19 protein-coding genes and 1 pseudogene are annotated in these 17666 nt (G+C 59.1%); 5 read left to right on the forward strand and 15 right to left on the reverse strand.

What is annotated here, in order from left to right:
* Positions 1 to 37 precede the first annotated feature (37 nt).
* A complete protein-coding gene (locus tag ACWGZX_RS16330; RefSeq protein WP_452624602.1) occupies positions 38 to 997 on the forward strand; it encodes an amino acid ABC transporter permease in 960 nt (319 codons plus the stop codon).
* Positions 990 to 1724, forward strand: coding sequence for an amino acid ABC transporter ATP-binding protein (locus ACWGZX_RS16335; RefSeq protein WP_452624603.1), 735 nt, complete (start codon positions 990 to 992; stop codon positions 1722 to 1724). Before ACWGZX_RS16330 ends, ACWGZX_RS16335 begins: the two co-directional genes overlap by 8 nt.
* Before the next feature lie 157 nt (positions 1725 to 1881).
* Here the strand turns inward: ACWGZX_RS16335 and ACWGZX_RS16340 are convergent, their stop codons facing one another.
* The 11 genes and pseudogenes from ACWGZX_RS16340 to ubiE form a co-directional block, all read right to left on the reverse strand.
* Positions 1882 to 2754, reverse strand: a complete 873-nt coding sequence (locus tag ACWGZX_RS16340; protein ID WP_452629026.1) for a methyl-accepting chemotaxis protein — start codon at positions 2752 to 2754, stop codon at positions 1882 to 1884.
* Positions 2755 to 2787: 33 nt separating this feature from the next.
* Positions 2788 to 3798: pseudogene (locus ACWGZX_RS16345) on the reverse strand (methyl-accepting chemotaxis protein); the annotation flags it as partial.
* A gap of 226 nt (positions 3799 to 4024) precedes the next feature.
* Positions 4025 to 4732, reverse strand: a complete 708-nt coding sequence (locus tag ACWGZX_RS16350) for a 16S rRNA (uracil(1498)-N(3))-methyltransferase (RefSeq protein ID WP_452624604.1) — start codon at positions 4730 to 4732, stop codon at positions 4025 to 4027.
* Entirely contained in the window at positions 4729 to 5523 is a 795-nt protein-coding gene (gene tatC, locus ACWGZX_RS16355; RefSeq protein WP_452624605.1) for a twin-arginine translocase subunit TatC, read from the reverse strand. Before tatC ends, ACWGZX_RS16350 begins: the two co-directional genes overlap by 4 nt.
* Positions 5520 to 5963 (reverse strand): Sec-independent protein translocase protein TatB, encoded by a 444-nt coding sequence (gene tatB / locus ACWGZX_RS16360; protein ID WP_452624606.1) that lies wholly within the window; start codon positions 5961 to 5963, stop codon positions 5520 to 5522. The genes tatC and tatB overlap by 4 nt, the downstream gene beginning before the upstream one ends.
* A 10-nt stretch (positions 5964 to 5973) precedes the next feature.
* Positions 5974 to 6246, reverse strand: a complete 273-nt coding sequence (locus ACWGZX_RS16365) for a twin-arginine translocase TatA/TatE family subunit (protein WP_452624607.1) — start codon at positions 6244 to 6246, stop codon at positions 5974 to 5976.
* A 25-nt stretch (positions 6247 to 6271) separates the two neighbouring features.
* A complete protein-coding gene (locus ACWGZX_RS16370; protein WP_007899279.1) occupies positions 6272 to 6604 on the reverse strand; it encodes a phosphoribosyl-ATP diphosphatase in 333 nt (110 codons plus the stop codon).
* Positions 6597 to 6998: a phosphoribosyl-AMP cyclohydrolase gene (hisI, locus tag ACWGZX_RS16375; protein WP_452624608.1), complete on the reverse strand. Its 402-nt coding sequence runs from the start codon at positions 6996 to 6998 to the stop codon at positions 6597 to 6599. The genes ACWGZX_RS16370 and hisI overlap by 8 nt, the downstream gene beginning before the upstream one ends.
* Before the next feature lie 81 nt (positions 6999 to 7079).
* Positions 7080 to 8684 (reverse strand): ubiquinone biosynthesis regulatory protein kinase UbiB, encoded by a 1605-nt coding sequence (gene ubiB, locus ACWGZX_RS16380; RefSeq protein WP_452624609.1) that lies wholly within the window; start codon positions 8682 to 8684, stop codon positions 7080 to 7082.
* Positions 8681 to 9304: a ubiquinone biosynthesis accessory factor UbiJ gene (locus tag ACWGZX_RS16385; RefSeq protein WP_452624610.1), complete on the reverse strand. Its 624-nt coding sequence runs from the start codon at positions 9302 to 9304 to the stop codon at positions 8681 to 8683. Before ACWGZX_RS16385 ends, ubiB begins: the two co-directional genes overlap by 4 nt.
* Positions 9304 to 10074, reverse strand: a complete 771-nt coding sequence (ubiE, locus tag ACWGZX_RS16390; RefSeq protein WP_007948968.1) for a bifunctional demethylmenaquinone methyltransferase/2-methoxy-6-polyprenyl-1,4-benzoquinol methylase UbiE — start codon at positions 10072 to 10074, stop codon at positions 9304 to 9306. The genes ACWGZX_RS16385 and ubiE overlap by 1 nt, the downstream gene beginning before the upstream one ends.
* A gap of 155 nt (positions 10075 to 10229) precedes the next feature.
* Between ubiE and ACWGZX_RS16395 the strand changes: the two genes are divergently transcribed.
* The 3 genes from ACWGZX_RS16395 to ACWGZX_RS16405 all read left to right on the forward strand — a co-directional run bounded on the left by ACWGZX_RS16395 (position 10230) and on the right by ACWGZX_RS16405 (position 11983).
* Complete coding sequence (locus tag ACWGZX_RS16395; RefSeq protein WP_452624611.1) at positions 10230 to 10505, forward strand: polyhydroxyalkanoic acid system family protein; 276 nt, start codon at positions 10230 to 10232, stop codon at positions 10503 to 10505.
* A gap of 229 nt (positions 10506 to 10734) precedes the next feature.
* Entirely contained in the window at positions 10735 to 11157 is a 423-nt protein-coding gene (locus ACWGZX_RS16400) for a phasin family protein (protein ID WP_007948966.1), read from the forward strand.
* A 10-nt stretch (positions 11158 to 11167) separates the two neighbouring features.
* Positions 11168 to 11983, forward strand: a complete 816-nt coding sequence (locus ACWGZX_RS16405) for a phasin family protein (protein WP_452624612.1) — start codon at positions 11168 to 11170, stop codon at positions 11981 to 11983.
* A gap of 192 nt (positions 11984 to 12175) precedes the next feature.
* On the opposite strand, the gene ACWGZX_RS16410 is transcribed toward ACWGZX_RS16405, so the two are convergent.
* The 4 genes from ACWGZX_RS16410 to phaC (ACWGZX_RS16425) all read right to left on the reverse strand — a co-directional run bounded on the left by ACWGZX_RS16410 (position 12176) and on the right by phaC (ACWGZX_RS16425) (position 17429).
* Entirely contained in the window at positions 12176 to 12796 is a 621-nt protein-coding gene (locus ACWGZX_RS16410) for a TetR/AcrR family transcriptional regulator (protein ID WP_452624613.1), read from the reverse strand.
* Positions 12797 to 12855: 59 nt separating this feature from the next.
* A complete protein-coding gene (gene phaC / locus ACWGZX_RS16415) occupies positions 12856 to 14538 on the reverse strand; it encodes a class II poly(R)-hydroxyalkanoic acid synthase (protein ID WP_452624614.1) in 1683 nt (560 codons plus the stop codon).
* Positions 14539 to 14659: 121 nt separating this feature from the next.
* Positions 14660 to 15520, reverse strand: coding sequence for a poly(3-hydroxyalkanoate) depolymerase (gene phaZ, locus ACWGZX_RS16420; protein WP_223519930.1), 861 nt, complete (start codon positions 15518 to 15520; stop codon positions 14660 to 14662).
* 229 nt (positions 15521 to 15749) lie between these two features.
* Complete coding sequence (gene phaC, locus ACWGZX_RS16425) at positions 15750 to 17429, reverse strand: class II poly(R)-hydroxyalkanoic acid synthase (RefSeq protein ID WP_452624615.1); 1680 nt, start codon at positions 17427 to 17429, stop codon at positions 15750 to 15752.
* Positions 17430 to 17666: the final 237 nt, after the last annotated feature.

The following is a 17666-nucleotide window of genomic DNA, read 5'->3' on the forward strand; positions in this document are numbered from 1 at the left end:
GGCGGACTCCCAGGCAACACAAATTCCGGAACCTGCGATGAAACAGAAAAAATCCCAATGGCCCTGGCACGTATTAACCGTGCTGGTGCTGATCGGCCTGGCCGGCGCGTTGTATTACGCCACCTCGCTGATGTCTTACGAATGGCGCTGGAACCGCGTGCCGCAGTACTTCGCCTACCACGCCGAAGAATCCCAGCGCGCCGCTGACATCTCGACCGTCAGCGAACTGGTGCGCAAAGGCGATAAAGCTGAAGTCATCCTGCGCAACGACGCGGGCGATGAGCAACGCGTGACGGTCGATGACAACAGCCTGCAAGTCGCCCAAGGCGATGATGTGGCCGAAGGTGATGTGATTGGCGTGACACGACATTGGGCCGCCGGTCCACTGCTTTGGGGACTGTGGACGACGTTGTGGTTGTCCGTGGTGTCTGGCGTTCTCGGCCTGTTGATCGGCCTCGCCACCGGCCTGTGCCGGCTGTCGAATAACCCGACCCTGCGCGATCTTTCGACGATTTACGTCGAACTGGTCCGTGGCACGCCTCTGCTGGTGCAGATCTTCATTTTCTACTTCTTCATCGGCACCGTGATGAACCTGTCCCGGGAATTCGCCGGGATCGCTGCGCTGTCGCTGTTCACCGGCGCCTACGTTGGGGAAATCATCCGTTCTGGCGTGCAGTCCATTACCCGGGGCCAGAACGAGGCCGCGCGTTCGTTGGGGCTGAGCGCTGGCCAGTCGATGCGCCACGTGGTGATGCCGCAAGCCTTGAAGCGAGTATTGCCGCCTTTGGCCGGACAGTTCATCAGTCTGGTCAAGGACACTTCTCTAGTCTCGGTGATTGCGATTACCGAACTGCTTAAAAGCGGTCGCGAAGTCATCACCACCTCGTTCTCGCCGTTCGAAATTTTGTTCTGCGTGGCCGGGTTGTACCTGTTGATCAACCTGCCGCTGTCGAAAATCGCCAGCCGGCTTGAGCGGAGGCTCGCGCAAAGTGATTGAAGTCCGCGATCTGGTAAAAGTCTTCGACACCCGTGGCCAAGTGGTTCGTGCGGTGGATAACGTCACCACGCAAGTGGCCAAGGGTGAAGTGCTGGTGGTGATCGGCCCGTCCGGTTCCGGCAAGTCGACCTTCCTGCGCTGCCTCAATGGCCTGGAGGAATTCGACTCCGGTTCGGTGAGCATCGACGGCCTGCAACTGGCCGACTCCAAGACCGACGTGAACGCCTACCGCCGCGAAGTCGGCATGGTGTTTCAGCATTTCAACCTGTTCCCGCACATGACCGTGCTGGAAAACCTCTGCCTGGCGCAAAAAGTCGTGCGCAAGCGCGGCAAGAAAGAGCGCGAGGCCAAGGCTTTGGCGTTGCTGGAAAAGGTCGGCATTGCACAGAAGGCCCACGAGTTTCCATCGCGCTTGTCCGGCGGCCAGCAACAGCGTGTGGCGATTGCCCGGGCCTTGGCGATGGAGCCGAAGGTAATGCTGTTCGATGAGCCGACTTCGGCCCTAGACCCGGAAATGGTCGGTGAAGTGCTGGACGTGATGAAAACCTTGGCTGTGGAAGGCATGACCATGGTTTGCGTCACCCACGAAATGGGCTTTGCGCGGGAAGTGGCGGATCGGGTGCTGTTTTTCGATCACGGCAAATTGCTGGAAGATGCTTCGCCGGCGGAGTTCTTTGATGCGCCGAAGGATCCACGGGCTCAGGCCTTTTTGCGTCAGGTCCTTTAATTTCAGCGTCTGTTAGACCGCAATCGCGAGCAGGCTCACTCCCACATTGGTCGGTGGAGCACACAAAATTTGTGTCTGACACCTAATCCTTGTGGGAGCGAGCCTGCTCGCGAATGCATCACCTCGGTTCTGAGTGAACCGAGGCAAAAGCATCACCTCAAACCTTGAACCTGCCCACCAGCATCTGCAGATGCGTCCCCAACCGCGCCAGCTCAACGCTGGACGCCGCCGTCTCTTCACTGGCTGCCGAGGTCTGCTCGGACACATCACGCACATTCAGCACGCTGCGATTGATCTCCTCGGCCACCGCCGTCTGCTGCTCGGCTGCGGCGGCAATCTGCTGGTTCATCGACTGAATCGCCGACACGGTGCGGGTGATGCTTTCCAGTGAGCCCCCGGCGCGGCGGGTCAGTTCGACGCTGCTGTCGGTCAGGGCGCGGCTGTTGTCCATGATGGTCGCGACTTGTTGGGTGCCGTTTTGCAACCCGACAATCAGCTCTTCGATTTCTTCGGTGGACTTCTGGGTGCGTTGCGCCAGGCTGCGAACTTCATCGGCAACCACCGCAAAACCACGTCCCGCTTCACCGGCGCGGGCGGCTTCGATGGCGGCGTTGAGGGCCAACAGGTTGGTTTGTTGGGCGACGGATTTGATCACGTCGAGCACGCTGCCAATCTTGTCGCTTTCGCGTTTCAAATCGCCCATTGCAGCGGTGGAGTTGCCGACTTCGAGGGCCAGACGCTCGATCTGGGCGATGGCTTCGCCGACCACTTTGTCGCCCTCACGGGCTTGCAGATCGGCGGCGACAGCGGCTTCGGAGGCTTCTTCGGCATTGCGCGCGACTTCTTGCACGGTCGCGGTCATTTCGTTCATCGCGGTCGCTACCTGATCGGTCTCGACTTTCTGGCTGTTGACCCCGGCGCTGGTTTGCTCGGTGACCGCTGACAACTCTTCAGCGGCGCTGGCGATTTGCGTGACGCCGTCGCTGATACCGCCGATCAGTTCGCGCAGACCCACGGTCATGCTTTGCATGGCGCGCTGGAGTTGGCCGAGTTCGTCGCGACGTTTGGAGGTCAGGTTGTGAGTCAGGTCGCCAGCTGCCACGCGTTCAGCCACTTTAAGGGTCTGGGTCAGCGGGATGACGATCTGACGAGTGATCGCCCAGGCAGCGATCATGCCGAAGGCCAAGGCCAGAGCGGTGGCCATCAGCAGCATGTTCTTGGCGTGTGCGGCATCGGTATCGCGCACGACGGTTTGCGAAATCGTGAGCTTTTTGCTGGCGCCGAGCAGGATTTCGCCTTGCGCGGCCATGCGTTTGATCGCGTCGGCGCTGGCGACCTGGGAGTCGCGGAACTGGCTGACAGCCGCGCGGTAGGCTTTGAGCGATTCGGCGGCCTGTTGCAGGTGGGTGGCGTGTTGTTCCGACAGTTCGGACGGCAGGCTTTCCAGGTTTTTCAGGGCGTTGTCGATGGCGTCCAGCGCGGGTTGCTCGGCTTCTGGCTTGCCGCTGTAGGTGTAACCGCGAACCTGGAAGCGCGCTTGTTGAATCAGTTTGCTCAGTTCGATCACGCTGTTGAATTGCGTAACGCTGTCGCCCTGCAGCATCGTTTTTTCGACTTCAGCAACCTTGGCCACGGCATTGTCAGCGGTGGCGCCCAATTTGCTGCGGGCGTTTTCGCGGTTGGCGCCGGCCTGGGTCAGGGCGACAAAGGCTTGCTTGTATTGGCTGACGGCGGCCAATTGCTGGTCGATCATGGCCACGTCTGTGGGCTGCTCGATCATCTGACGGGCGGCTTGCAGGCTGGTTTCGAGCTTGCTCAACATATCGTTTACGGCGTCAGGGCCTTGCTCACCACGACGAATTTCATAGTCCAGGCGGGCGATGCGCAGGTCTCTGGTCAGGTCATTGATGCTGGAAATGAAGCCCAACTTATCACCGCGGCTAGTCACTTCGCTCAGACCGGTCCAGCCGGTGAAGGTGATCAATAAGGTCAGCAGCAGCACCAGGCCGAAACCGATCCCCAGTTTGCGATTGACGCTGACGTTTCCCAGATTCTCGGCTAGCCATTGGTACATGCTGCAACTCCCTGGACCACTGATTTGGTTTTATGGGAACTGTATCGGCAGGCGGGAGAGAATCTGTAGGCGCTGGATAAATACCTGTGGCGAGGGGGCTTGTCGGAACGCCGCATCGCCCCGTTCGGCTGCGCAGCAGCCGCAAAATTTGAAGTGAACATCGGGGGGGGCGGCTTCGCCACCCAACGGGGGCAAGCCCCCTCACCACAATGGACCGTGTTTGAAGTTAGAAGAGGCGGGCGAGCAGCGCGGTGACGGCGGTTTCGACGCGCAGAATGCGCTCGCCGAGTTGCACCGGTTGCAGGCCGGATTTGCCCAACAGGTCGATCTCGTAAGGAATCCAGCCACCTTCAGGGCCGATGGCCAGGGTCACCGGTTCGTCCAGGCCTCGGGGGCAGGGCGGGTAATGACCGGGATGGCCGACCAGACCGAGGGTGCCCTCGGTGATCGCTGGCAGACGGTCCTCAACAAACGGCTTGAAGCGCTTCTCGATAACGATTTCCGGCAACACGCTGTCCCGGGCCTGTTCGAGGCCGAGGATCAGTTGCTCGCGAATCGCCTCGGGTTCCAGAAACGGGGTTTGCCAGAAGCTCTTCTCGACGCGATAGCTGTTCACCAGCACGATACGTGGCACACCCATGGCAGCCACGGTCTGAAACACCCTGCGCAGCATTTTCGGGCGTGGCAGGGCCAGAACCAGGGTCAACGGCAGCTTGGCCGGGGGCGGTTGGTCGAGGGTGACGCGCAGTTCGGCTTCACCGGCGTCCAGACGCAGTACTTCTGCCGAACCCATCAACCCGCCGATCCTGCCGACGCGCATGCTGTCACCGACTTCGCAGCGGTGGACTTCCTGCATGTGCGTCAACCGGCGATCACGCAGGATCACTCGGTCGGCTGCAATGAAATCAGCTTCTTCGAGGAGCAACAGGTTCACGGTTGGGTCGCTGGCGGCTGGTCGTTGTGATCGTCAACCGGTTGATCGTCCGGATGCTCGCCCCGTTTGCTGATCAGGCTGCCAAACAGGATGCCGATCTCGAACAGCAACCACATGGGTACAGCCAGCAGCGTCTGCGAGAAGATGTCCGGCGGCGTCAGAATCATGCCGACCACGAAGCAACCGATGATCACGTAGGGGCGGATTTTCTTCAGGTATTTGACGTCGACCACACCGATCCACACCAGCAGCACCACGGCCACCGGAATTTCAAACGCCACGCCGAAGGCGAAGAACAGCGTCATGACGAAATCGAGGTAGCTGGTGATGTCGGTCATCATTTCCACGCCAGCCGGGGTGGCGGAGGCGAAGAACTTGAAGATCAGCGGGAACACCAGGTAATAGGCGAACGCCATACCGGCGTAGAACAGCACGATGCTGGACATCAACAACGGTACTGCAATGCGCTTCTCATGCTTGTACAGACCCGGTGCGATGAAGCCCCAGATCTGATGCAGGATCACCGGAATCGCCAGGAACAGCGAAACCATCATGGTCAGCTTCAGCGGCGTCAGGAACGGCGACGACACGTCGGTGGCGATCATTGTCGCGCCGGCAGGCAGGTACGCGCGCAGCGGCGTGGAGACGAAGGTGTAGATCTGCTGGGTGAAGGCAAATAACCCGGCGAAGATGATAAAGATCGCCGCTACACAGCGCAGCAGGCGGGTACGCAACTCGGTGAGGTGCGAAACCAGCGGCATGTGCTGGTCGTTTTCGGGGAGATCGCTCATGGGGCTCGCGGCGGCAATGTTGGGTCATGAGGGGCCGGCGTTGTCGGCACGGCGGCAGGAGCAGCGGGTTCAACCGGCGTTGCCGGAACAACCGGCGCAGTCGCTACAACAGGCGCTGGCGTTGGTTCAGTGGCAGCGGCAGGTGCGTGAATCGTCTGCGCCCCCACGTGTTCCACCGGCGTTGGTTCCTGCTGGGTCGGCGAGAAGATTTTCCGCGCCTCCTGCTCCAGCGACAGAATGTGCTCGTTGTGCAGCTGCCGACGAATCTCGTCGGCGCCGATTTCCCGTTCAACTTCCTGTTTGATTGCGTTGAAGCTGCGCTTCAAGCGTCCGACCCACAGGCCGGCGGTGCGCGCAGCACCCGGCAAGCGCTCGGGGCCCAGTACCAGCAGGGCTACGAGGCCGACGAGCAGCAGTTCAGAGAAGCTGATACCAAACATTAGTCAGTGCTCACACGTCTTTGCGGATCGGCTCTTCGACTTTTTGTGCCTGCACGTCGATGGTGTGCGGCTGGTTCACCGAGGCCTGTGGCTGAACCGGCGGTACCGGCTGGGACGGCGTCGCGCTTGGATCGGCGGGTTTTTCGTCGTCGTTCATGGCTTTCTTGAAGCCCTTGATCGACTCGCCCACGTCAGTGCCGAGGTTTTTCAGTTTCTTGGTGCCGAATACCAATACGACAACAACCAGGATGACGATCCAGTGTTTCCAGTCAAAAATGCCCATGTTGCTGCTCCTCTCTAATAGTTATTCAGGCGGACGGGCGCGAGGCTTTCTCGGCGTGTCCGGACAGACCGAAACGACGGTCCAGTTCATCAAGTACAGCCTGTGGATGCTGCCCCAGTTGGGCGAGCATGACCATGCTGTGGAACCACAAATCGGCGGTCTCGTAGATCACATCGCTGCAGTCGCCGCTGATGGCGGCATCCTTGGCGGCAATGATGGTTTCGACCGACTCTTCGCCGACTTTTTCCAGAATCTTGTTCAAGCCCTTGTGGTACAGGCTGGCGACATACGAGCTGTCGGCGGCGGCGCCTTTGCGCTCTTCCAGCACTTGGGCCAGACGGGTCAACGTGTCACTCATGGGTGTGTCCTGCGGAGTAGATGGCGTGCGGGTCCTTGAGCACCGGGTCGACAGTTTTCCAGTCGCCGTTCTCGAAGACACGGTAGAAGCAGCTTTGGCGGCCAGTGTGGCACGCGATGTCGCCCATTTGCTCGACCATCAGGATGATCACATCGGCGTCGCAATCCAGGCGCATCTCATGCAGGGTTTGCACGTGGCCGGACTCTTCGCCCTTGCGCCACAGCTTGCCACGGGAGCGTGACCAGTAAATGGCGCGATTCTCGGAAGCGGTCAGTTCCAGCGCTTCACGGTTCATCCAGGCCATCATCAGGACGCGCCCGGTTTTGTGATCCTGGGCAATCGCGGGCACCAGGCCATCAGCGTCCCACTTGATCTCGTCCAGCCAGTTTTTCATCTTCGACTCCGACAGCGGGTTCAACACTTCATTAGTCGAACCCAAGCGTTCGGACAGTGTGCCAGCGACTTGCGTGACTGGCTATCGGCGAACGACCAGATACAAACCGACAGCCATCATGATTCCGGCTGGCCAATAAGCCAGTTGGTTCAGCGGCCCCCCGGCGGCCAATATCGCGCCACCGGCCAGATGGGCCGTACCGAGCAGCCGCAGGAACCAGTCGTCCCGGCGCCGATGCCACAGTGGCGGCGGGTCGTAGGCGTGGGGTTGGGACATGCGTTCGAGCAGATCACGGGCCATATTGGCCAGATGCGGCAGCTGTTCGAACTGGCTCTGCACGTTACCGAGCAAGGCTTTGGGGCTGACGCGCTCGCGCATCCAGCGTTCAAGGAATGGCTGCGCGGTGTTCCACAGATCGAGGTCCGGGTACAGCTGACGGCCCAGGCCTTCGATGTTCAACAGGGTTTTTTGCAGCAGTACCAGCTGCGGCTGCACTTCCATGTTGAAGCGCCGAGCGGTCTGGAACAGGCGCATCAGTACCTGGCCGAAGGAGATATCTTTTAATGGTTTTTCGAAAATTGGTTCGCACACTGTGCGGATCGCCGCTTCGAATTCGTTGAGTTTGGTTTCCGCCGGTACCCAGCCCGAATCGATGTGCAATTGCGCCACGCGGCGGTAGTCACGCTTGAAGAAGGCGAACAGGTTGCGCGCCAGGTAGTCCTGGTCTTCCGGGGTCAGGCTGCCGACGATACCGCAGTCGATCGCAATGTACTGCGGGCTCCACGGGTTGACGGTGCTGACGAAGATGTTGCCGGGGTGCATGTCGGCGTGGAAAAAGCTGTCGCGGAACACCTGGGTGAAGAAGATCTCCACGCCGCGTTCGGCGAGCATTTTCATGTCCGTGCGCTGGTCGGCCAGCGTCGTCAGGTCGGTGACCTGAATGCCGTAGATGCGCTCCATTACCAACACTTTCGGCCGGCACCAATCCCAATACACTTGCGGCACGTAAAGCAGCGGCGAGCCTTCGAAGTTACGCTTCAACTGGCTGGCGTTGGCCGCTTCGCGCAGCAGGTCGAGTTCGTCGTAGATGGTTTTTTCGTAGTCGCTGACCACGTCCACCGGGTGCAGCAGACGCGCGTCGGCCGAGAGCTTTTCGGCGGCGCGGGCAAGAATGAACAGCCACGCCAGATCCTGGGCGATGATCGGTTTGAGGCCCGGGCGGATCACCTTGACCACCACTTCTTCGCCTGTTTTCAACTGCGCGGCATGCACCTGCGCCACCGAGGCGGAAGCCAGCGGCTCAACGTCGAAGCGGCTGAACACTTCACTGATCTTTTTGCCGAGCTGGTCTTCGATCAGCTTGACCGACACTTGCGAGTCGAACGGCGGCACGCGGTCCTGCAGCTTCATCAGCTCATCGGCGATGTCTTCCGGCAACAGGTCGCGGCGGGTGGACAGAATCTGCCCGAACTTGATGAAAATCGGCCCAAGGTCCTGCAACGCCAGGCGCAATCGTGCGCCACGGCTCAGGTCCAGCGTCTTGCGCGGGAACCAGCGCCACGGCAGCGCGTAACGCAATGCCAGCAGAAACCACGGCAGCGGCAGGGCAAACAGAAGGTCATCGAGGCGGTAACGAATCACAACGCGCTGGATGCGCAATAAACGGCGGACGGCAAGCAGCTTCATGCGTTATCGCTTGGGTCGAGGGATCGGGAAAGGCGCTCGAAGCGCGCCTCGAGACGTTCCAGATCGAGTTTGATCTGGTCCAGTTCACTGAAACGGGCTTCGGCTTCACGCTGACCGACGAGGGTGCGCGACTCTTCTGCAAGGTATTCGCCCAGGTTTTGCCCCAGGCTGGCAAACCCTTGCTGATACCAGCGGGCGCGGCTGCGCAGGTGACCGCCGACCAGCTGCGTGGCCACCGGGCCCAGCCAGCGCGAGAGTTCGTACTCCCAGTCCAGCTCCAGGTCCTGAAGGATCGCCGCCAGTTCCAGCAGCACGCCGCTGTCACCGTCGAGTTCGACTTCAGGGCCATGCAGCACCGAGGTCTTGTCCTTGCTCATCGCCAGTTTCAACAGGCTGGAGGCCGGAGCACGCAACGTGCAGTCGGCGCCGGTTTCCCAATGAGCGGCCAGCATCAGGCCTTCGTCACTGGGCAGGATGAACAGTTGCAGCGCCGGGCTGCGGCAATCGACGGCAATCACCCGGCCGCTCAAATGCGCCAGCCGTGGCAGCGCCGTGCTGTCGAGACGCAACACCCGGTTCAGACCGAGTTCAACGCTGGCAAGCAGACCGGCCAGCAACATCAGGGTTTGATGCCGCGGTGCAGGGCGACGATGCCTGCCGTCATGTTGTGGTAGGTCACGCGGTCGAAACCGGCCTCGACCATCATCGACTTCAGGGTTTCCTGATTCGGGTGCATGCGGATCGATTCGGCCAGGTAGCGATAGCTTTCCGAGTCGTTGGTGATCAGCTTGCCCATCAGCGGCATGAAGGCGAACGAGTAGGCGTCGTAGGCTTTGGACATCAGCGCGTTGGTCGGCTTGGAGAACTCCAATACCAACAGACGACCGCCAGGCTTGAGTACGCGCAGCATCGAGCGCAGGGCGTCTTCCTTGTGCGTCACGTTGCGCAGGCCGAAGGCGATGGTCACGCAGTCGAAGTGATTGTCCGGGAACGGCAGCTTTTCAGCATCGGCCTGAACGAATTCGACATTGCCGGCCACGCCGAGGTCCAGCAGGCGGTCACGACCGACCTTGAGCATGGATTCGTTGATGTCGGCCAACACCACCTGGCCGGTCGGGCCGACGAGGTGCGAGAATTTTTTGGTCAGGTCGCCCGTACCGCCTGCGATGTCCAAAACGCGATTGCCGGTGCGCACGCCCGAAAGCTCGATCGCGAAACGCTTCCACAAGCGGTGCATGCCGCCCGACAGGAGGTCGTTCATCAAGTCGTACTTGGCGGCTACCGAATGGAAAACCTCAGCGACTTTTTCCGCTTTTTGGCTTTCCGGAACGTTTTTGAAACCGAAGTGAGTGGTGGGTTCGGCATCGCTGCCTTTGCGCTGATCAGTCATATCGCTGTCACCAGAAGAGAATGCGGGACATTCTAATCCCCAAGGCATGCTTTGTCTTGGCAAGGCTGAAGGTAAGATGGGCAACCACCGGGGCGTTTTGACGCAGTAATGCTCAAGATGCTTCAGGAAAGTATCCATAAAGCAGGAGTCATTCGATGGCCCGTATTAGTGTTGAACGTGCCCACGGCCTGGGCAAGGAAGCGGCCCGCGAGAAGGCCGACAAGCTGGCGCAGAAACTGTCCGATCAATATGGCCTGGAGCCGCAGTGGTCCGGCGACACATTGAACCTCAAGCGCTCCGGCGTGAAAGGCGCGGTGCATGTCAGCGAAGATTCGATACGCGTTGATGTGGAATTAGGGCTGATGATGTCGGCCATGAGCGGCATGATCAAATCGGAAATCGAAAAGGCCCTCGATAAAGCGTTGGCATAAGGCGCGCGATCTTGTAGGAGCAAGCTTGCTCGCGATGGCATCTACACGGTGTGACTGGAATACCGAGGTGCCTGCATCGCGAGCAAGCTTGCTCCTACAGTGAGTGGTGAGGCCACCACCTGTTTATGTCAGTTGTTAGGGTGCCGTTTCTAATTTTTCTCCCTACTTTGTGCCTGAGCCCGACACTTGCGCGGGCAGTTCCTCAAACCTTCTGCGCGTGAGGTGCACCATGGCTAAAGTAATTTTGAAGAAAAAAATCGACGCATCGACCACTGCTCTGGGCGACGTTAAATCCTATGCCCGCAAGATCTGGCTGGCAGGCCTGGGTGCCTACACCAAGGTCGGTCAAGAGGGTGGCGAGTACTTTCAAGAGTTGATCAAGGCTGGTCAAACTGTTGAAAAGAAAGGCAAAAAAGTAGTAGCCGAAAAACTTGAAGCCGCTAATGCCGAGATCGTTGAAGCCAAGAGCGAAGTGAGTACTTTCAAAGGCAAGGTCGAAGTTCAACTCGACAAGGTCGAGAAGGCTTTTGACTCGCGTGTCGCAAGTGCCTTGAATCGTATCGGCATTCCGTCTAAACATGACGTTGAGACACTCTCTGCTAAGCTCGATGAGCTGACGGCATTGCTCGAACGCGTCGCGCGTAAATCTTAAGGAGAACGGGATGGCTGGTAAAAAGAACACCGAAAAAGAAGGCAGCTCGTGGATTGGGAAAGTCGAAGACTACTCCCGCAAAATCTGGCTGGCTGGTTTAGGTGTGTACTCGAAGATCGACACTGACGGCAGCAAGCTCTTCGATACATTGGTCAAAGACGGCGAGAAAGCCGAGAAGCTCACCAAGAGCGCTGTCGGCAAGAAAGTCGACGCTGCCAAGGATTCTGCTACTTCGGCCAAGTCGCGTATCAGTGGCGTTAAAGATCGTGCACTGGGCAAATGGGACGAGCTGGAAGGGGCTTTCGACAAGCGTCTGAACAGTGCTATTTCGCGCCTCGGTGTACCGAGCCGCAACGAAGTGAAAGCACTGCACAGCAAGGTCGACACCCTGACCAAGCAAATCGAAAAACTCACTGGTGCCAAGGTTGCGCCTGTTGCGGCGAAAACCGCAGCGGCAAAACCAGCGCCTAAAACCGCTGCCAAGCCACTGGCAAAAGCGGCTGCTAAACCAGCGGCCAAGCCTGCTGCCAAAACTGCCGCAGCCAAGCCAGCGGCCAAACCGGTTGCTGCTAAACCTGCGGCCAAAACCGCAGCCGCCAAACCGGCAGCCAAGCCAGCAGCAAAACCTGCTGCCGCGAAGAAGCCAGCGGTGAAAAAACCGGCAGCGCCGAAAGCTGCCGCACCAAAACCAGCAGTGGCTGCTGCCAAACCGGCATCTCCGGTAACTCCGGCCGCCCCGGTCAGCGCATCGAACTCTGCTACCGCGCCAACCCCTGCTGTAACCCCGACTGTAGCGCCAGCAACGACGCCAACCAGTCAGTCCTGATTTTTAGGGCTCAAAAAAACGCCCGGCCTGCAAAGGTCGGGCGTTTTTGTTTGTACTCGGTTCAATGAGCGACGCAGCCCTCTGTAGGAGCCGAGCTTGCTCGCGATGGCGGTACATCATTCAGCATTGATGTCGACTGATACACCGCCTTCGCGAGCAAGCTCGCTCCTACAGGGTTATTTGTAGTCAGGGTTATTCGTGTGCTTCCAGGTATTGAAGTGCCATCTGTTCGGTCGCGACCTTGATCGGCGGCAACAAGTGCGGCGCCACAAGCATCATGATCTGATACACCACCAACCTCACCTCACCCTCGCGATCAAGAATCCGCTGGTAGTCCAGCGAGAACAGCAGCGTCATGGTGATCTGCTCTACTAACTGCCCCAACGCTTGCGTATCGCTGACCAATTGCCCCTGAGCCTTTAACCGCGCGAGCAATGACGCCAGTGTGCGCTTCAGCGCATTGAGCAGGTTGCGTATGCCCTTGGCCAGTTTTGGCAGGCGCCCGGCGAGGTTCGACAGGTCCTGGAACAGAAACCGGTAATGCGCCAGACGTTCGACGATCAGGTGCAGGAACAGCCAGTAGTCGTCCGGTGTCAGTTCGACATCGGAGGGTGGGTCGAGCAACGGTGCCAGTTCAGACTGAAAGCGTTCGAATAACCCGAGAATCAGCGGCTCCTTGCCGTGAAAGTGGTAGTAGAGGTTGCCGGGGCTGATGCCCATCTCGTTGGCAACTTCCATGGTGGAAACGTTTGGTTCGCCTTTCTGATTGAACAACTGCAAAGCACATTCGAGAATCCGGTCGCGGGTTTTCATCCAGTCTTCTTAATGGTCGAGTCAGGCCACGGCCAGCGTCGGCCGTGGTGAGTTGAACGTCAGCGCACACGCACGTAAGTACCGGGTGCCGCCTCCTGCGGTGGATAGTTCTGATTGCCAAGGGCCGTGTGGGTTTCTTTTAGCGCGCCAGAGCGTTGTTGAATCCACTCCAGCCATTGCGTCCACCAACTGCCGTCGACTTGCTTGGCGTCGTAGTACCAGGCCCGTGGATCGCTGCTCAATTTCGCGCCTTCGACGTAGTTGGCTTTCGGGTTGCTCGGCGGGTTGAGAATGCTCTGCACGTGACCGCTATTGGACAGCACGAAGCGTCGCTCGCCACCCAGCAGCAGTGTCGAGCGGTACACGGCATCCCATGGCGTGATGTGGTCGTTGATGCCCGCGACGCTGAAGCTGTCGACGGTGACTTTCTGCAAGTCGATGGGTGTACCGCACACTTCAAGGCCGCCCGGATGGCTCAAAGGGTTGTGTTTGAAGAAGTCCAACAGATCGCCATGAAAGGCCGCCGGCAGTCGTGTGTTGTCGTTATTCCAATAGAGGATGTCGAACGCCGGCGGTTCTTTGCCGAGCAGGTAGTTATTGACGAAATAACTCCAGATCAAGTCGTTGGGACGCATCCAGGCGAACACCTTCGCCATGTCGCGACCCTCCAGCACACCTTTCTGATAAGACTTGCGTTTGGCCGCTTCAAGGGTTTGTTCGTCGGCAAAAAGCGTCGCCGGGGAGTCCATTTGACTGTCGAGCAAGCTCACCAGATAGGTCGCGCTGGACACTCGCCGCAGCTGCCGTTTGGCCTGCAAGTGACCTTGCAGCGCGGCGATGGTCAGCCCACCGGCGCACGCGCCCATCAGGTTGACCTCGCGCGCACCGGTGATCGCCCGGCAGACATTCATCGCTTCTTCCACGGCTTCAACATACGTGGAAAGTCCCCATTCGCGATGGCGCACATCCGGATTGCGCCAACTGATCATGAAGGTTTGCAGGCCGTTTTTCAGGGCGAACTGAACGAAGCTGTTATGCGGGCTCAGGTCGAAAATGTAGTACTTGTTGATTTGCGGCGGCACCACCAGCAGCGGTTTTGAATACTGTTTCTCGCTCATCGACTTGTACTGGATCAGTTCCAGCAGCTCGTTGCGAAACACCACGGAACCGCTCGTGGTGGCAACGGTTTTACCCACTTCGAACGCTTGCTTGGTGACTTGCCGGGGTAGGCCGTCGTTGTGCAAGAGGTCGTCGACCAGATGGCTGATACCCCGCACCAGGCTGTTGCCACCGGAATTGAAGATTTCCTTGATCGCCAGCGGATTGAGCAAGGTGTTGGACGGCGACACCGCGTCATTGAGCAAGGCAAACGCAAAGTGCGCGCGGGCACGATCATCGGGGGACATCGCGCTCTCGTCGATCCAGCTTTTGACCTGTTTCTGCCAGCTCAGGTAAGCCTGCAGGCTGCGGCGATAAAAAGGGTTGAGGCTCCAGGCCGGGTCGTTGAAACGACTGTCTTGCGGGTTGGTCGGGTGCAAGGTTTCACCCAACAACACGCGGCCCAACTGACCGCCCAGTTTCAAGGCGTGTCGGGCGCTGTGCACCGGATTGCGCAAGCCGTGGGCCGCCACACTGCGCAGGGTCGAAAACAGATCCCGGCCACGCAGGCCGGTAATTGCACTCTGTGCGTTGATGAACGCGGCGGGAGTGGGTAAATGGTCTCTCGCTGGTTTGTCGCGCATGTCTCAACACTCCTTCGTTTCAAGCCAAAAACAAACACACTGAACCGTTCACCATAGACGCTGTTGTGGGTTGTTGCGCGGCGCGGCGTCCTGCCGGCCACCAGGCAAAAGCCTGCGTCCTTTAACCGCGTGACGGCGACGGATGTGGATGCGGATGCATCACGGCACGCTGACGTTCTTCTTCGAGGAATTTCATGATGATCGGTGCTACCGCTTCGGCGCGAGTAATCAGGAACAGATGCCCGTCATCGATGATGTGCAACTGGGCATTGGGAATTCGCCAGGCCAGTAAACGCATGTTGATCAGCGGGATCAGCGGATCGTCGTCGCCGGCCAGCACCAGGGTTGGCTGATTGATCTTGTGCAGCCAGTGAATGCTGGTCCAGCCAAAGCCGGCAAACAGTTGCCAGTAATAACCGAGCTTGCCCGCCGAACGGACTTTCGCCGCGTGGCTGGCCGCCAGGGTCGGATCACGACGGAACGCGCCGCCATAGATCATCGGTGCAATGCGGATCACGTGAGACGGCTGGATGTAGCGCCGTGGGCTGGCCATCATCCATAGCACTTTCGGTTTGCCCGGCACCATCACTGCGCCAGCTGCCGTGGCCGCCAACACGAGTTTCTTGCAACGCTCGGGATAGTCATACGCAAACTGCTGCGCAAGGGCGCCGCCCCAGGACACGCCAATCACATTGACTTGTCCGTAGTCGAGGTAGTCGAGCATCCGCGCCGTGAGTTTCGCCAGGCCCGGAAAGCGATAAGGTCGACTCGGTGTCGACGAGCCGCCGACACCGGGTACGTCGAAAGCAATCACTTCCAGGTCCGGGTCCAGCGCCGCGACGAACGGAAACACCAGCTCCAGGTTGGCGCCGATGCCGTTGAAAATCAGCAAGGGCGTCAAGTGAGGCTTGCCGGGGCGTACCGCCGTGCGGAGGGTCTGGCCATCCAGGTCGATGGTACGAAAAATGAACGGTTGCGGCATGCTTCAGGCCTTGTGGGTCGCTATCTCAATTTCACCCCCCGATCCCCTGTAGGAGCTGAGCTTGCGTGGTGAGGGGGCTTGCCCCCGTTCGACTACGTAGCAGTCGTAAACTCGTCGCCGCGTTCTAATCTAGATCGCGCTGACTGGTTTTAGGTGCGCTTCGCGCCCAACGGGGGCAAGCCCCCTCACCACACAAGCTCGGCTCCTACAGGGGCGCGAGGTGTGTCAGTTACCGCTCATGGACATAAGTGCCTGGCGCTGCTTCGCCGGCGGAGTAGGTTTTGTTGCCCAGGCTGGCTGGCGCCTTTTTCAACTTGCCCCCACGCTCGGCTTGCCATGCCTGCCAGTGCAGCCACCAGGAATCGGTGTGCTTGGTGGAGTTCTCCTGCCACTCTTCGGCCTTGACCGGCATCTCGCTGCTGGTCATGTAGCGTGATTTCGGATTGCCCGGCGGGTTCAGAATGCTCTGGATATGCCCGCTGCTCGACAACACGAATTCGACCTTGCCACCAAACAGTTGCGCTGACTTGTAGCAGGACTTCCATGGGGTGATGTGGTCGGTGGTGCCGGCCAGGCAATAGATGTCGGCGGTGACTTGTTTCAGGTCAATCGGCGTACCGCACACTTCCAGTGCATTGGGGCGGATCAGTGGATTACTTTTGAACATCTCGATCAGGTCGCCGTGGAACGCGGCCGTCAACCGTGTGGTGTCGTTGTTCCAGAACAGGATGTCGAACACCGGCGGTTCGTTGCCCAGCAGGTAGTTGTTGACCCAGTAGTTCCAGATCAAGTCGTTGGGGCGCATCCAGGCAAAGACTTTCGCCATGTCGCGGCCTTCCAGCACACCGGCCTGATAGGACTGGCGCTTGGCGGATTCCAGGGTTTGCTCGTCGACGAACAGGGCGACGTCGCTGTCCAGGGTGGTATCCAGCACGCTGACCAGCAGCGTCAGGGAGTTGACCTTTTTCTCGCCGATTGCCGCGTAATGGCCCAGCAGCGTGGTGCAGGTGATGCCACCGGAGCAGGCGCCGAGCATGTTGATGTCTTTGCTGCCCGTGATGGCGCTGACCACATCGACCGCTTCCTTGAGCGCTTCGATGTAGGTCGACAGGCCCCACTCGCGCTGCTCCTTGGTAGGGTTGCGCCAGCTGACGATAAAGGTCTGCAGATTACTGCGCAGGCAGTAGCGCGCCAGGCTCTTATCGGGGCTCAGGTCGAATACGTAGAACTTGTTGATTTGTGGCGGCACCACCAGCAGTGGGCGCTCGTGCACTTGCTCGGTGGTCGGCTTGTACTGGATCAGCTCCAGTACATCGTTGCGGAACACCACGGCGCCTTCGGTTACGCCCAGGCTCTTGCCAACTTCGAATGCGCCCATGTTGACCTGGCTCGGCATGCCGCCGTTGTGCACCATGTCCTTGGCCAGATGCGAGAGGCCGTCGAGCAGGCTTTTACCGCCGGTTTCGAAGAAGCGTTTGACCGCCGCCGGGTTGGCCGCCGAGTTGGTCGGGGCCATGGCTTCGGTCATGAGGTTGATCACGAAATGCCCGCGAGCGACATCTTTGGGTGACAGATTGCTGTCGCCGATCCACTCGTGGAGCTCCTTGCGCCAGGCCAGGTACGTTTGCAAATAACGTCGATAGAGCGGGTTCTGAGTCCAGGCCGGATCGTTGAAGCGGCGGTCTTCGGGTGTCGGTTGAAGCTCGGATTTGCCGAATACCACGTTCTTCAGTTCAAGGCCGAAATGGGCGACATGCTTGGCACTGTGAATCGGTTGTTTGATGGCCTGTCTGAGCACCATGCGAGCAGAAGCCAAAAGATCCTTTCCGCGCAGCCCAACGACTGGATTCAGCCCCAAGGTGTTTTCCGAGGCTTGTGATTTCAAGTCATCGTTATTCTTGTTACTCATCTACGACGCTCCATTGCCTTAAGACGAGTACCTGGGGTTGACTGAATAGTCAAAAAGCCAATTCCAGGTACTGCTACTCGGGTGACCGATAATTCTGCATCGCTGCTTTTTAGTTCAGAGAGCATTGCAGGGAACTTGCCAGTTCCATTGGTTACCCGAGTTTAATTTTTTTCGCAAGCAGGCCAATCATTGGCCTTTGAGCCGAGCATTCAAACAGATGAAATTAGAAAATGCCTT

It is taken from the genome of Pseudomonas sp. CLCA07 (genome assembly GCF_053615335.1).